The 14709-nt window shown below is 73.1% G+C and carries 15 protein-coding genes; 8 read left to right on the forward strand and 7 right to left on the reverse strand.

Annotated elements, in window-relative coordinates; all coding sequences use genetic code 11:
• Positions 1-5 precede the first annotated feature (5 nt).
• The gene (locus tag ABZ810_RS16960) at positions 6-725 is read right to left on the reverse strand and encodes a methyltransferase domain-containing protein (RefSeq protein WP_358403861.1); all 720 of its coding nucleotides are present in this window, start codon (positions 723-725) and stop codon (positions 6-8) included.
• Between ABZ810_RS16960 and ABZ810_RS16965 the strand changes: the two genes are divergently transcribed.
• Positions 711-953, forward strand: coding sequence for a hypothetical protein (locus tag ABZ810_RS16965; RefSeq protein WP_358403862.1), 243 nt, complete (start codon positions 711-713; stop codon positions 951-953). The genes ABZ810_RS16960 and ABZ810_RS16965 overlap by 15 nt on opposite strands.
• On the opposite strand, the gene ABZ810_RS16970 is transcribed toward ABZ810_RS16965, so the two are convergent.
• The gene (locus ABZ810_RS16970; protein ID WP_358403864.1) at positions 875-1567 is read right to left on the reverse strand and encodes a TetR/AcrR family transcriptional regulator; all 693 of its coding nucleotides are present in this window, start codon (positions 1565-1567) and stop codon (positions 875-877) included. The genes ABZ810_RS16965 and ABZ810_RS16970 overlap by 79 nt on opposite strands.
• 94 nt (positions 1568-1661) lie before the next feature.
• Here ABZ810_RS16970 and ABZ810_RS16975 point away from each other — a divergent pair, with 94 nt between their 5' ends.
• Positions 1662-3116, forward strand: coding sequence for an MFS transporter (locus ABZ810_RS16975; RefSeq protein WP_358403865.1), 1455 nt, complete (start codon positions 1662-1664; stop codon positions 3114-3116).
• A gap of 262 nt (positions 3117-3378) precedes the next feature.
• Here the strand turns inward: ABZ810_RS16975 and ABZ810_RS16980 are convergent, their stop codons facing one another.
• From ABZ810_RS16980 to ABZ810_RS16990, 3 genes are all read right to left on the reverse strand, one after another.
• Positions 3379-4665, reverse strand: a complete 1287-nt coding sequence (locus tag ABZ810_RS16980) for a DUF6596 domain-containing protein (protein ID WP_358403867.1) — start codon at positions 4663-4665, stop codon at positions 3379-3381.
• Between the two features lie 15 nt (positions 4666-4680).
• The gene (locus ABZ810_RS16985) at positions 4681-5100 is read right to left on the reverse strand and encodes a YciI family protein (RefSeq protein ID WP_358403869.1); all 420 of its coding nucleotides are present in this window, start codon (positions 5098-5100) and stop codon (positions 4681-4683) included.
• Between the two features lie 115 nt (positions 5101-5215).
• On the reverse strand, positions 5216-5809 hold the full coding sequence (locus tag ABZ810_RS16990) for a TetR/AcrR family transcriptional regulator (RefSeq protein WP_358403870.1): 594 nt from the start codon (positions 5807-5809) through the stop codon (positions 5216-5218).
• Positions 5810-6186: 377 nt separating this feature from the next.
• On the opposite strand from ABZ810_RS16990, the gene ABZ810_RS16995 reads away from it, so the two are divergent.
• The 4 genes from ABZ810_RS16995 (at position 6187) to ABZ810_RS17010 (ending at position 10534) form a co-directional block, all read left to right on the forward strand.
• On the forward strand, positions 6187-7650 hold the full coding sequence (locus tag ABZ810_RS16995) for a hypothetical protein (RefSeq protein WP_358403872.1): 1464 nt from the start codon (positions 6187-6189) through the stop codon (positions 7648-7650).
• Positions 7647-8330, forward strand: coding sequence for a DUF305 domain-containing protein (locus ABZ810_RS17000; RefSeq protein WP_358403874.1), 684 nt, complete (start codon positions 7647-7649; stop codon positions 8328-8330). Before ABZ810_RS16995 ends, ABZ810_RS17000 begins: the two co-directional genes overlap by 4 nt.
• A gap of 47 nt (positions 8331-8377) precedes the next feature.
• Entirely contained in the window at positions 8378-10024 is a 1647-nt protein-coding gene (locus ABZ810_RS17005) for a GMC oxidoreductase (RefSeq protein ID WP_358403875.1), read from the forward strand.
• Positions 10025-10108: 84 nt separating this feature from the next.
• Positions 10109-10534, forward strand: coding sequence for a hypothetical protein (locus ABZ810_RS17010; protein WP_358403877.1), 426 nt, complete (start codon positions 10109-10111; stop codon positions 10532-10534).
• A 4-nt stretch (positions 10535-10538) separates the two neighbouring features.
• On the opposite strand, the gene ABZ810_RS17015 is transcribed toward ABZ810_RS17010, so the two are convergent.
• Together ABZ810_RS17015 and ABZ810_RS17020 are read right to left on the reverse strand one after the other, a co-directional pair.
• Entirely contained in the window at positions 10539-11342 is an 804-nt protein-coding gene (locus ABZ810_RS17015; RefSeq protein ID WP_358403879.1) for a transporter substrate-binding domain-containing protein, read from the reverse strand.
• Between the two features lie 318 nt (positions 11343-11660).
• Positions 11661-13175 (reverse strand): alpha/beta hydrolase domain-containing protein, encoded by a 1515-nt coding sequence (locus ABZ810_RS17020; RefSeq protein ID WP_358403880.1) that lies wholly within the window; start codon positions 13173-13175, stop codon positions 11661-11663.
• A 113-nt stretch (positions 13176-13288) separates the two neighbouring features.
• Between ABZ810_RS17020 and ABZ810_RS17025 the strand changes: the two genes are divergently transcribed.
• Both ABZ810_RS17025 and ABZ810_RS17030 read left to right on the forward strand, forming a co-directional pair.
• On the forward strand, positions 13289-13903 hold the full coding sequence (locus tag ABZ810_RS17025) for an SUMF1/EgtB/PvdO family nonheme iron enzyme (protein ID WP_358404389.1): 615 nt from the start codon (positions 13289-13291) through the stop codon (positions 13901-13903).
• Between the two features lie 107 nt (positions 13904-14010).
• Complete coding sequence (locus tag ABZ810_RS17030; RefSeq protein ID WP_358403881.1) at positions 14011-14655, forward strand: SIMPL domain-containing protein; 645 nt, start codon at positions 14011-14013, stop codon at positions 14653-14655.
• Positions 14656-14709 lie beyond the last annotated feature (54 nt).

The raw sequence follows: 14709 nt of genomic DNA on the forward strand, positions 1-14709 counted from the left end.
AGCGGTCAGGCCGTGCCGGGCTTGCGCGCCAGGACGAGCCGTCCCCGCGGGCTCCCGTCGTCCAGCCGTCCCAGGGACTCCAGCGGAACGGTCGACACGGTGAACCCGGCCGCCGTCAGGTCGTCGCGGAGCGCGTGCAGCGGGCAGGTGCGGTAGTACATGACGAACGGAGGGCGCCACACGGCGTTCCGGACCCGCATCGCCGCGTCGAACCCGAGCAGCGCCCAGTACAGGCCCGACGTCACCGGCGGCGGCGCGCCGACCGGGAAGGCGAAGACGCCGCCCGGGCGCAGCGCGCGCCGCACCCCGGCGAACAGCGTGGCCCGTTCGCCCGGCAGGAAGTGGCCGAGCGCGCCGAAGCTGACCGCGAGGTCGAACTCGGCGTCGAAGGGCAGGTCGCGGACGTCGGCCTGGACCCATTCGGCGTCCGGGTGCGCGCCGCGCGCCTGCTCGAGCATCCCGGCGCTGAAGTCGACGCCGGTGGTCCGCCCGTCGCAGAGCGGGCGGAGGATCCGCATGCCCGCGCCGGTGCCGCAGCACACGTCCAGTCCGTCGCCGAACGGGCCGAACGGGCGCAGCGCGGCGGCGGTCGCGTCGAGGATGCGGTCGGGGGTGCGGAACGGCGTCCGGTCGAACTTCGGCGCGAGCAGGTCGTAGCCGCGTTCGACCGAGGACAGCGCCTGGATCGCCAGTTCGCGCAGGGACGGGCCTTGGGGCGAGAACACCGGCCAAGAGTACTGGGCCGGGGGACCAAGCCGATCCGGTGCGGGCAGGTCTACCGCACGCTCGCGCACGGCGTGGTCGCGGCGGCCCTCGCCCTCACCACGCTGACCTTCCCGCTGATGAACGCCGCCACCCGCTACGACGCGATCCGCTACGAGCAGTCGCCGGCGCGGGCCGCGGCGGCGCGGGCGAGGAGCCCGTCGACGAAGGCGCGCAGCCCGTCGGGATAGACGTCCCGCTGCGCCAGGTCGCCCCACTGGTCGCCGACCTCCGCCAGGCGCGGCAGCCGGGCCGGGTCGATGTGGCTGAGGGTGAACGACTCCCGGTCGGCGTCGGAGAGCTTGCGGGCGGTGTGCAGGCGGACGAGGATCTCGCCGACGGTGTAGTACCAGAGGTGGCGGAAGACGTCGACGGCCTGCGCGGGCGTGCACCCGTGCTCGATGGCGCCGTCCAGGATCTCGTCGACCAGCCACAGGCTGTCCTGGCTGAGGCGGGCGATGAACCCGTCGGAGGTGAGGACCTCCGCGGCCCACGGCCAGCTCTTGAGGGCGTCGTGCGTCACGGTGGCCACCTGGACGATGCGGTCCCGCGGGTCGTCCGGCGGCTCGGGGCGTTCGACCTGCTCGGCGAACTCGTTGAGCAGCTGGATCAGCAGGTCCTCCTTGTCCCGGACGTGGTGGTAGAGGGTCGTCGCCCCGACGCCGGCCTCGGTGGCCAGCCGGCGGATGGTCAGCTTCTCCCAGCCGTCGCGGTCGATGAGCCGGCGGGCCGCGGTCAGGATCTGCGCGCGGGAGGTCGCCGGCGGACGGCCGGTGCGGCCGGAGGATGCGGTGGCTCGGGGCATCGTCCCATCATGCTGCCCCATCACCGCGCGCCGCGAGACCGGGGGCGTTCCGGCCTTTCTCGACAGCTCCCGTTCCCGATGCTACTTTCGGAACATGTTCGAAAAGTCATCGCACGCCACCCGGCCGGCGCTCGTCCTCGCCGCGGTGGCCGTCGTGCAGTTCATGGTGTCGCTGGACCTGTCGGTCGTGAACGTCGGCCTTCCGGAGATCGCGTCCGGGCTCGGCTTCAGCGCCGTGGGCCTGACCTGGGTGATCCACGCCTACGCCCTCACGTTCGGCGGGCTGCTCCTGCTGGGCGGCAAGGCCGCCGACCGGTACGGCCGCAGGCGGATGTTGCTGCTGGGGCTCGGCCTGTTCGGCGCGGCGTCCCTCGCCGGCGGCTTCGCCCAGGAGCCCGGCCATCTCATCGCCGCCCGCGCGGTCCAGGGCGTCGGCGCCGCCGCGCTCGCTCCGGCCGCGCTGGCCCTCCTGGCCTCGACCTTCACCGATGGCAAGGCCCGGGTCCGCGCCTTCGGCATCTGGAGCGCGATGAACGCCGCCGGCGGCGCGCTCGGCGTCCTCATCGGCGGCGTGCTCACCGAGTACGCCGGCTGGCGCTGGGTCATGTTCGTGAACGTGCCGATGGTCGCCGTCGCGCTGGCGACGGCCTGGCGCGGCGTCGCCGCCGACCCGCCGGCCGCCCGCGGCGGACGGCCCGACGTGCTGGGCGCCGTCCTCGCGACGGCGGGCATGACCCTGCTGGTGTTCGGCGTCGTCCGCACCGACCAGCACGGATGGGCCTCCCCTGCCACCCTGACGACGCTGGCCGTCGCCGCCGTCCTGCTGGCCGCGTTCGTCCAGGTCGAACGGACCACCACCCGCGAACCGCTGATCCGGCTCGGCCTGCTGGCCGACCGTTCGGTGGCCGGCGCGAACGCCTACACCCTCGCCCTCGGGGCGGCCATGGCCTCGGCGTTCTACTTCATGTCGCTGTACCTCCAGCGGGTGCTCGACACCGGGGCGGCGCTCACCGGGCTCATGTTCCTGCCGTTCGCCCTCGCCGTGGTCGCCGGGTCGGTGCTCGCCGTCAAGCTCGGCTACCGGTGCGCGCCCCGCACCCTCATGATCGGCGGCGCGCTGCTCACCTCGGCCGGGTTCGCCTGGTTCGGGCTGATCCGCCCGGACGGCTCGTTCGCCGTCGACGTCCTGGGGCCCTCGATCGTCGCCGGTGTCGGCTTCGGCCTCTGCCTCGGGCCGCTCGTCGCCGCCGCCACCGCGGGCGTCGCGCCGCACGAGACCGGCACGGCCTCAGGTCTGATCAACAGCTCGCGCCAGATCGGCGCCTCGCTCGGGCTGGCCGCCCTCGGCACCGCCGCCCAGAACCGCACCGGCCAGAGCACCGCACCGGACGCGCTCAACGACGGCTACGCGCTCGGCCTCACCCTCAGCGCCGTGCTCCTGGCCGTCGCCGCCCTCATCGCCGTCACCGTCCTGCGCCGCACCCCGCCCGCATCCGCCGACCCCGAGCCGGTCCCCGTCCCCTCCCCCGCCGAGCCCCAGCGAACGTGAGGATCGGCGAGCCCTCCCGCTCCATGAGACATGGTGGCGGCCTGGGCGGGGGCCGCTGCGGCGACGCCTTGGGCGGCCGCCAGGGCCGTGACGGCCAGGAGCGCGAGACGGGTACGGAAGACGGATCGGATCATCGTTCCCTCCGGGACGATGGGCCTGCCGGGCGGCGGGCTCGGTGGAACGAGCCCAGCACGGCGTGCCGGTTTCGCGGATCCTCAATCCGTCCGCCGCCTTCGGTCCTGGCCGGGTCCGGTGAGCCTGGTCAACCGATATCGGCCAGTTTGCGTCCGAGCAGGGCGCGCTCGCTCTCGTTGCCGCACAGGTCGATGGCGCGCCGCAGCTCCTCGCGGGCCTCGCCGGTGCGGCCCAGGCGGATGAGCAGCTCGCCGCGGACGCTCGGGAGCAGGTGCGAGTTCGGGAGCGCCCCGCCGGCGACCAGCCCGTCGACGATGGGGAGGGCGGCGGCGGGGCCCTGCGCCATGGAGACCGCGACGGCGCGGTTGAGGTCGACGACCGGGGACGGCGCGAGGCGGCCGAGCGCCTCGTAGACGAGCACGATGCGCTCCCAGTCGGTGGCGTCGACCGAGGGGGCGACGGCGTGGCACTCGGCGATCGCCGCCTGGAGGCCGTAGGCGCCCAGGCCGCGGCGGGCCTTCTCGGCGTGGGCCAGGGCCGCCCGGCCCCGGATGATCGCGGCGCGGTCCCAGCGTCCGCGGTCCTGCTGTTCCAGCAGGATGGGACGGCCCTCGCGGTCGGTACGGGCCGGGAACCGCGCGGCGGTCAGTTCGAGCAGCGCCAGCAGGCCGTGCACCTCCGGCTCGTCGGGGAGCAGCCGGCTCAGCACGCGGGCGAGCCGCTGCGCCTCGGCGGCCAGGTCGAGCCGGATGAGCCGGTCCCCGGAACTGGCCGAGGAGCCCTCGGTGAAGATCACGTAGATCACGTTCAGGACCGAGCCGAGCCGGCCGGTCCACTCCCGGGCCGGGGGGACCTCGAAGGGCACGCGGGCCGCACCGAGGGTCTTCTTCGCCCGGGTGATGCGGGCCTGCACGGTGGCGGTCGGGACGAGGAACGCCCTGGCGATCTCGTCGCTGGTGAGGCCGCCGACCACGCGCAGGGTCAGCGCCACCCGCGACTCCCTCGCCAGCACGGGGTGGCAGGACACGAACATCAGCGCGAGCATGTCGTCGTCGATCTGGTCCGGATCCCAGAGCACCTCGTCGGCGTCCCGGACCGGGTCGGCGGGCGCGCTGCCGGAGGCGACGCCGCCCTCGCCGAGGTCGTGGGCCAGGGCGGCGTACCTCTCGTCGAGGGCGGAGCGCCGGCGGTACGCGTCGATCGCGCGCCGCCGGCCGACGGTGAGCAGCCAGCCCGCGGGATGGCGGGGAACGCCGTCGCGCGGCCAGTTCACCAGGGCCTCGGCCAGCGCCTCCTGGGCGAGGTCCTCGGCCAGCGCGAAGTCGCCGGTGTAGCGCGCGAGCGCACCGACGATCCGCGCCGACTCGATCCGCCAGACGGCGGCGACGGCCTCACGGCCGGTGGGGTCGGCCATCGTCCGCGGTCCCGCTCAGAGCTGGCCGGTCGACTCGCGCCACGACCGCTCCCTCTTGATCCACTCGTTGTCCTGGGGCATCTCGTCGATGGTGGTGACCCGGCGGATCTCGGTCTTGAAGCCCGCGCCGGTCATCGGCGAGCGCTTCGCCCACTCGACGGCCTCCTCCTTGGACGCCACGTCGAGGATGTAGAAGCCGCCGAACAGCTCCTTGGTCTCGCCGTACGGCCCGTCGGTGACCACCGGCGGCTCGCTGGAGTAGTCGACGACCACGCCCTCGTTCGCGTCGTCCAGCCCCTCGGCGGCGAGCAGCACGCCCGCCTGGATCATCTCCTGGTTGTACCTGCCGACGATCTCGATCATCTCGTTGACGTCGATGTCCATCATCCCGGCGAAGGCCTCGTCGGTCGCGCGCATGATCAGCATGTACTTCACGGTCGGTCTCCCTGTGTCTCCCGGGCCCCTCTCGGCCCTTGTCGCCCATAGGTCGAACGGGGGACGCCGCGGATCGACACGGCCGCCGAAATTCTCGGGAGAACGCCGATGCACCTCATGTGACCTGCGGTTCCTCCTTCGGGGCCGGTGGGGGCCGCAGGCGGATGAGGCGGCGGGCGACGCTCAGCAGGTGGCGGCGCAGGCGCTCGTCGTCGAAACCGGCCAGGCGCGGGTCGGTGGCGACGTTCATGAGGCCGCCGCTGACCATCACGGTGCCGAGGAGGAGATCGTCGTCGGGATCGGGGCCGGCGAGCAGCGTGGTGATGCGCCGTTCGAGGTCCTGCATCTCGGGCCGGGCGCGGACGATGTGGGTGACGGCCGGATCGGTCTGCAGGACGGCCGAGAGGCGCCGGTTGTCGACGACGAGGTCGACGATGCCCGCCAGGATCGTCTCGGCGCGCTCGGACCTGCGGCGCTTGCGCTCGGCCTCCTCGGTGATCCGGTAGAGCCGTTCGAACGCCGGGGCCGCCACCGCGCGGACGATCTCGTCCTTGGTGTGGAACTGGTGGTAGACGGCCGCCTTGGTGACGCCGATCTCGTCGGCGATCATCTGCAGGGAGGTGCCGTTGACGCCGTGCCGGGCGAACAGGTCCAGCGCCACGGCCAGCACCCGCTCCCGGGCCGCGCCCGGCTGGCTCTGCTGGACCATCGCCCGCACCCTACCAGCGGTGATACCGGCTAGCCGATCGGCTAGCCAAACGGATAGCCGATCGGCTAGGGTGAATCGTGAAGTCAGGGTGGGCTCGACATAGCCCCTGACCGGCGTCCGCCATTTCTCGGCGGCATTTTCCCGGCATTCCCTCATGCCCTCTGGTCGCATTTTCCTGAGCAGTTCTATTTTCCCGTGATGACGCGTCCCCGACGGCTCCTTCGCAGGCAGGGCCCTACCTGGGGTGATGGAGTCAATTGCTCAGACGAACGTGGATTCGGGCGCCGTTCATGTGCGGGAAATGAGTATTGCCACCCTGTAACCGATCCCTTACGTTACTCGCTGGAAACTTAATGTGAGGGCGAGGGGTGAGCGAGATGGCGCGTCTCGGAGCGCGTGCGGCGGGGCTGGCACTGGTGCTCGGCGGGTCGCTGGCGGTCGCCGGGCAGGCGGTGGCGGGCCCGGAGGTCAGCACGGTCGTGCCACGGGCCGACTGCGGCCCCGGATCGCGGCCGGAGACCGGGCTGCAGGGGCAGGTTCCCCTCAAGGACCGGGTGAGCGGCCGGAGCACGCAGGGGTACTGGTGCAACCTGGAGCTGGTCAGCCGCTACCAGGGACAGGGGCAGGGCACCGTCGGCGCCTCGTACGGCACCTGCCAGTACCTCGGCACGATCCTGCCGAGCGCGCTGACCGCCAAGCGCAAGGGCGTCAACGTCATCGACATGTCCGACCCGCGCAAGCCGAAGCTGACGGACTCGCTGATGAGCCCGGCGACGCTCGGCGGCACCTGGGAGACGTTGCGCGTCCACCAGGGACGCGGCCTGCTGGCGGCCGTGTCGGTCGGCGCCGCGACCGGCGGGTTCTTCGTCTCGGTGTACGACGTGAAGACCGACTGCCGGCGCCCGCGCCTGCTGAACGGGATCAGGGGCACGTCGCTGACGATGCCCGGCGCGTTCCCCGGGCACGAGGCCTCCTGGTCGCCCGACGGCCGCACGTACTGGACGACCGGCCTGCTCGGCGGCGCGATCGCCGCGCTCGACATGACCGACCCGCGCACGCCGAAGGTGATCTACAACGGGCTCACCGGCATGGTCAACCACGGGGTGAACGTGAGCCGGGACGGCAACCGGGTCTACGTCGCCAGCTCCAGCATCCCCGCGGGCATCGTCATCTTCGACTCCAGCGACGTCCAGCGCCGCAAGCCGCATCCGCAGCTGCGCCGGGTGTCGGAGACGACGTGGGACGACGGCATCGTCAGCCAGTACGCGCTGCCGTTCACCGACCGGGGCAGGCCGTACATGCTCGCGGTGGACGAGCTGGGGTCGGGCGGGGTGCGGTTCTTCGACATCTCCGACGACCGCAGGCCCAAGGTCGTGCGCAAGCTCAAGCTGGAGGTCAACCGGCCCGAGCACCTCGGCACCCGGGCCGCCGACCTGGAGAAGAACGGGATCTTCGGCTACGACTCGCACTACTGCACGCTGGACCGCGCCGACGACCCGACGATCCTGGCCTGCGGGTGGTCGCAGTCGGGCATCCGCGTGTTCGACGTCCGCGACCTGACCAGCCCCCGGGAGATCGCGTACTTCAACCCGCCGGGCCAGGTGGGCAAGCGGTCGGCGCTGGTCAACTCGGCGCACGCCTTCGTCCCGTTCGGCGGCTACTTCTCCGACATCGTGCGGTCGCTCCCCGAGGGACGGCCGATCTACACCGGCGAGACCGACATGACCGCCGACTGGTGCATGTCCCCGCCCCGGATCGACGGCGACACGTTGTGGGTGTCGTGCGACGACAACGGCGCGCTGCTGCTGAAGTTCACCAACGACGCCTACCCGCGGCGATGAGCCCCGCCGCGACGCGCCCGGCCGCGAGGGGCGGCCGGGCGGGCCGGGTGTTCTCCGCCGTGGCGTTCATGGTGATCGGCGCGGTGGGCGCCCTGCTGGTGGTCTCGGCGGGCGGCGGCGGCCGTTCCGGGCCGGCGGACGCCCGCCCGGCCGGGAAGGTGGAGATCGGCTTCGCGCAGGACATGATCGTCCACCACCAGCAGGCCGTCACCATGGCGCAGACCGTGCTGGGCCGGCGCGGCGTCGGCCCGTCGGTGTCGCAGATCGCGACCGGCGTCCAGCTCAACCAGCTGCGCGAGATCGGGCAGATGCAGGGCTGGCTCACGCTCTGGGACGCCCCGCAGGTGACGTCCGGCCCACCCATGACCTGGATGAACGGTGAGCACGGGACCGCGCACGCCACCAAGGACGGCGTGATGCCCGGGCTGGCGTCCGTCCAGGAGACCAACCGCCTCGGTGAGCTCGAGGGCGAGGAGCTGGAGGTGTGGTTCCTCCAGCTGATGATCCGCCACCACCAGGGCGGGCTGGCCATGGCCACGGCGGCGGCCCGCCAGACCGGCGACCGGCACGTCAGGTCGCTGGCCGTCCTGATGAGCGCCGAGCAGCGGCAGGAGACCGCGACCATGACCGGGCTCCTGACGGCACTCGGCCACAAGCCCCTCCCCTCCCCCGCCACCTGACCCGGCCGACCCGGCAAGAACCCGGCCTCACCTCGACAGGAGCAGATGTGCCCGACCACACCCCGCCCCCCATCGGCCGCAGGGCCTTCATCGGCTCGGCCGCGCTCGGCGGCCTCGGCCTGACGGCCGCGGGCTTCCCCGGCGGCGCGTCCGCCGCCACGGCCTCGACCCCGGCCTCGACCCCGGCCACGGCCGCGCGCCGCAGGCGGGTGCCGACGACCGAGCACCGGGAACGCGCCGTCGTCGTCGGCAGCGGCTTCGGCGGCGGCGTCACCGCGCTGCGGCTGGCCCAGGCCGGCGTGCCCACGCTCGTCCTGGAACGTGGCAAACGCTGGCCGACGGGCCCGAACGCCGACACCTTCCCGCGCATGTCCACCCTCGACCGGCGGTCGGCCTGGCTGACCGACCACAGCACGACGCCGGGCGTCATCAAGACCTGGAAGCCCTACACCGGCCTCATCGAGACCCTCAAAGAGCAGGGCATGACCCTCAACTGCGGGGCCGCGGTCGGCGGCGGCTCGCTGATGTACCACGGCATGACCCTGCAGCCGACCGAGGAGCACTTCGCCGCGTCCATGCCGGCGGCGGCGGACGACTACGCGGCGCTGGACCGCTGGGCCTACCCGACGGTCGCCCGGATGCTGAAGGTCTCGACCGTTCCCGACGACATCCTGGCCACCCCGTCCTACCGGTCCTCCCGGCTGTTCCTGGACGTGGCGCCCAAGGCCGGGCTGGAGACGTTCCGCGTCCCGCTGCCGGTCGACTGGAACTACGTGCGCGGCGAGCTGCGCGGCGCGTACGACCCGACGTACATCACCAGCGACCTGGCGTTCGGCGTCAACAACGGCGGCAAGCAGTCGATCGACGTGACCTACCTGGCCGCCGCCGAGGCCACCGGCCGCACCCGCGTCGCGCCGCTGCACGTCGTGCGCGACGTGTCGATGAACGCGCGCGGGAAGTGGGTGCTGCACGTCGACCGCATCGACACCGGCGGCGTCGTCCAGGAGCACAAGCGGATCGTCGCCGGCGCCGTCTTCCTCAACGCGGGCTCGCCCGGCACGACCCGCCTGCTGGTCAAGGCCCGCGGCAAGGGGCTGGTCCCCGACCTGCCGGACGCGATCGGCACGCAGTGGGGCAACAACGGCGACCGCATCTACGCCTGGATCCAGCCGGACGGGGACCCCGGCGACAAGCAGGGCGGGCCGGCGTGCGTCGGCGGCAGGCTGCCGGGCGGCCCGGTCCCGTTCACGATCATCCATGCGGGGTCGCCGCTGCTGCCGCCGTACCCGATCAAGACGATGGTCGTCGTCGGGTTCGGCATCGTGAAGCCCGCCGGGACCTGGCGGTACGACGCGGGGAAGGACGACGCGCGCCTCACCTGGCCGGCCCAGGCGGAGGCCGGCCTCCAGAAGGCAATCAAGAAGCAGATGGACGGCCTCTCCCGGGCCGGTGGCGGCTTCATGATCGACACCAACGCCCTCGAACCGTCCACCTGGCACTCGCTGGGCGGCGTCCCGATGGGCCCGGCGGTCGACCGGTACGGCCGCGTCCTGGGCCACCGCGGCCTGTACGTCCTGGACGGCGCCCGCATCCCCGGCTCCACCGGCGCCTGCAACCCGTCCATGACGATCGCCGCGCTCGCCGAGCACAGCATGGCCGCCCTCCTCCGCCGCGACCTGGGCCGCGTCTTCTGACCGGTTGAGACCGCGCCGCGCCACCCGCTAGCGTCACGCCGTCGTCGGGGCGAACGTTTCGCCCGGCGCGGAGAGGAGGCCGGCGTGATCGCGGACGGCGAACGGCGGGCGAGGGTCCGCAGGGGCAGCATGTTGCGCACCGTCGCGCTGCTGCTCTGCCCGGGCTGGGACCTTCTCGCCGACCGGTTCCAGGCGGTCGAGCTGCTGCGCGCGGCCGGGATCCCCGACACCGTCTACGGCGTCCAGGACGTCAACCCCGCCGTCGCCGACGAGGTGCCCGTCCTGGTGCACCGCGACGGTCGCTGGACGGTGGGCTTGTGGGAGCGCGGCTCGTTCTCCGGGCGCGCCTACGGCAGCGAGGCCGAGGCCGCCCGGACGTTCGTCCAGGACGTCGTCACCTCGACCGTGGTCTCCATGGGCGGCGCCGGGATCGACCCGCACATCAAGCCGCGCTACGACGACGCGGTACGCCGCGCCCTCGACGAGGTCGGCTCCTGGCGCCCCGGCTGAGGCCTCAGGCGCACCCCTCGAACTCCGGGACCTCGACGACCGACAGGTCCAGCCCGGAACCCCCGAACCACTTGCGCATCAGCACCGCCATCGTTCCGTCCTGGTACATCTGCGTGACGGCCCTGTTGACGGCCTCGCAGCCGTCGGGGTCGCCGCGCCGCATGCCGATCCCGGTGCGCTGCTCCCCGAACCGCGCGTTCAGCAGCCGGAAGGCGGCGCCGTTGCGCAGCTTGATCCCGGCCAGGATGGTGTCGTTCGTGGTGATCGCGTCGACCCGCCGGTCGCGGAGCATGCCGGCGCACTCGTCGTAGTCCTTCGCGGGCACCTGCACCGCCGCGACGCCGCGTTCCCTGGTCACCTGGTCGGCCGCGCCGGCGCCGGTCACCGCGCAGATCCGCCGCCCCGCGAGGTCGCGGACGCCGCGGACGCCCCGTTCCCCGGCCCGTACGAGGATGTCCTGGTACGTCGGGTAGTAGGGGCCCGCGAACGCCAGCCGGGTCTTCCAGTCGGGCCGCACCCAGAACGTCGGCACCAGGTCGGCGCGCCGTTCCAGCAGCAGCGGCTCGCGGTCCCTGGCGAGCGCCGGGACGAACGCCGCCTTCTTGCCGAGCCGCCGCGCCACCTGCCGCGTGACGTCCACGTCGAAGCCCTCGAACGAGCCGTCCGGCCGCCGCAGCCCGATCCCCGGCAGGTCCGGCCGCACCCCCGCGACCAGCGTCGCCTTGTCGAGGATCGACTCCGCGGACGCGTCCCCGCACCCGGCCGGAGCAAGGCACGCCACGAGCGTCAAGGCGACCAGCCGCCGCATCGGCAGAGCCCTCCGTCCCCGGCCCCGGACCGCCCCCGGAAGCACCTGAGGCAACTATGCGCGACCCCACCCAGAAGATCCAGAGATTTCCCCGGGCGGGCGCGGGCGGCTGTCAGGCTTTGAAGGTGACGTTGGCGGAGAGGCGCGGACCGCTGAGGATCACCGCGCCGCCCGCCGCGTGACGCCCCAGCACACCCGTCGCGGCGGCAATCTTGATCCCGTTCATGCGCGTCTCCCTTTCCGGGACCCCGAAGGCCGGCTCCGGGAAGGGACTCGCGCGCGCCCCGTGTTGGGGGAGGACGGGGCGCGCGCGAGTGTTCAGCCGCCGAGCGTGGAGTTCTCGGCGGCGCTGATGATGGTCGTGGCGTCCTCGGGGAGGAGGTGGCCGGCGGCGACGGAGGCCGTGGCGGCGGTCCGGACCTTGCCGACGTAGTCGTCGCGGGTCGGGTAGAGGAGGGTCAGGTCGGGCTCGGTGTCGCGGGGCGCGGCGGGGTCGGACGGGTCGCCGGCGTCGTGGCGGTCCCACGGGTCGGCGTCGGCGTTCCAGGGGTCGGTGGCGCCGTAGAGGCCGCAGAAGACGCCGCCGCCGGTGGTGTCGCGCAGGCCGGTGAGGGTGCGGGTCGGGACGGTGACGTCGGGGAGCCGGATGCCCCCGGCGGCGAGGCCGGTGGACGGGTCGCGCTGGTCGGTGTCGAGGTGCGCGCCGCTCGCGGGCCGGGGTCCGCCCTGGGCCCAGGAGGTGAGGTGGCGCAGCGCGGCGTTCATCGAGTAGTGGCCGGGCCCGTCGTTGAGCGGGGCGGAGCCCTCGGCGCACCCTGGCTCGGGGGCGGCGTCGCCGGCCGACCTCAGCACGGTGTCGCGGGCGGTGTCGCGGGCCCACTGGTCGCCGTGCGCGGTGCCGGCGAGCTCCCAGTGCACGACCTTGGCGGTGTCGGGCTGGCGGGCGGCGGCGGCACGGGGGACGTCGGTCTCGGTGAGGACGACGAACGTGGGCACGGTCAGGTCGGTGCGGATGCGGGAGGGGTTCGGCATGAACAGGATGTCGGTGAGGCTGCCGCTGATCGGCGAGCCGACGGCGCCGTTGCTGTGGATGAGGAAGCCGTCGTAGACCCGCGCGACGGGGTGGACGGCGTTGGCGTAGGTCGTCATGAAGCCGGCCGACTGCGATTCGCCGTCCCCCAGGACGGTCCTGACCTGGAGCCCGGCGAGCGGGTTCGGCCCGTTGGGGGTGCGCAGGGCCTGCCCGGCCTGGGAGAAGATGTCGTAGGCGAACGCGTCGCCCGGGTGGTCGAGGGTGCCGTACCGCGCCGGGTCCCAGCCCTTGAGACCGCGGATGTCGCCCAGTCCCCCGTTCACGCCGACCGACTGCGCCGAGACGCCGACCCAGGCGTACCCCTTGCGCAGCAGCTCCTCGCGGGCGAACCAGTAGTCCGGGGACAGCTCGATCTGCCCGCTGACGTTGAGCCACTCGACGACGACCGTGCCGTTGAAGCGGGCCGGGTCGGCGGGCCGCCGGACGAGCATGCGGCTCTTGTACGCGGACCGGCCGGTGGTGCGGACCGGCCAGCGGCCGTCCGATCCCCAGAGCCCGAGCTTGCCGTACGAGGTGGCGGTGCCGGCGAAGAAGTACTCGCTCTCGGTGTAGCCGTACGAGCCGAGGTCCTCGGCCGCGGCCAGGAACGGGAAGCCGCGGTCGCCGGCGGGCGGGGTGGTGATCACCGGGTTGGCGGCGGCCTCGGCGGCGGTGGGAGCGGTGAGGACGCCGGCGACGAGGGCCGCCGCGATCGCCGCGGCTCCGGCGCGCCACCAGGTGAACCGGACGGGTGGACGCACGGTTACCTCCATGGGCAGGGGGTGGGAGGCACAGTGTCGGCCGGTCGCGCGTCCCGGCGAATCGGCGAAATCACCAGCCTCGTTGGTAGCCTCCCGAAGTGGTGAGCCTGCACATGATCGACATCCCGGCGGGACGGGTCACGTTGTCGGACCGGCGCACGGAACGGACCTGGGACGTCGAGGTCGCGCCGTTCCGTCTCGCCGCGTTCCCGGTCACCGCGGCGGAGATCGCGGGCGAGGGGCGGCTGCCCGCGGTGAACGTGTCGTGGTGGGACGCCGTGCGCTTCTGCAACGCCCGCTCCGAACGTGAGGGCCTGACGCCCGCGTACGACGTCCACGGCGAGGACGTCGAGTGGGACGCCGGCGCCGACGGCTACCGCCTGCCGACCGAGGCCGAGTGGGAGCACGCCTGCCGCGCCGGGACGTCCGGGCCGCGCTACGGACCGCTGGACGAGATCGCCTGGTACCGGGCCAACTCGGGCGAACGCCTGCACGAGGCGGGCGGCCGCCGCCCGAACGGCTGGGGCCTGCACGACATGCTCGGCAACGTGTGGGACTGGTGCTGGGACCTCTACGATCCCGAGGTCTACGGCACCTACCGGGTGCTGCGCGGCGGCGGCTGGTTCGACGAGCACTGGAGCTGCCGCGCGTCCGTGCGCCGCCGCAGCCACCCGACCCTGCACGTCGACGACGTCGGCTTCCGCCTCGCCCGTTCCGGCCCGGTTTGATCAGCTCCGGCTGACCCGTTCCGGACGATCGCGCGGATCAGGTCGCGGCCGAGGTCGCGGCTGTTTATGATCATTCGTTCCTTCCCGGACGGTCGCTGGAGGCACGCATGCTGAACGATCCGAAGATCACCGAGCCGTGGGGCGTGGCCACGTTCGGGGCGGCCACGGTGTCGGCCGAGCCCGACTTCGTGCGGGTGCAGCTCCAGCTGGAATGTGACCGGGAGCAGCCCGCGGAGGCGTTCGAGGGAGCCCACGAGATCATCGCCGCCTTCCGGGCGGTGCTGAGGGCGCGCGAGATCCCGGAAGGCGGGGTGTCGTCATCCCAGCTCAAGCTCTCGACGCGCTACGAGTACAGCCGGGTCGAGGACCGCCGCAAGAAGGTCGGGTACGCCTGCGAAGCCGACTTCGAGATCGAGACCGTGGCGATCGACGATCTACAGGGGCTGCTCACCGACGTGGTGAGCGCGGGCGTGGACCAGATCAAGGGCATCGTGTTCGACGTGCGCGCCAAGCCGGCGCTGCGCGCACGCGCACGGCGCGACGCGGTGGCGGCGGCGCGGGCGAAGGCGGAGCTGTACGCCGAGGCGGCCGGGGTCAAGCTCGGCAGGGTGGTGCACATCGAGGACGTCGATCCGGAACGGATGAAGACCTACAGCCATGGCACCGCGCGGGGCGGCGTGGAGGAGGATCTCGCACCCGGGCTGATCGCGGTCACCGCGGCGGTCGCGATGGGCTTCTCGATCGAAGGCTGAGCGGCCATGGCCGGGGGCGGCCGCGGGGTCGCCGCGACCGCCCCCGGCCGCCTG

Source organism: Spirillospora sp. NPDC047279 (genome assembly GCF_040643285.1).
GTDB lineage: Bacteria > Actinomycetota > Actinomycetes > Streptosporangiales > Streptosporangiaceae > Spirillospora.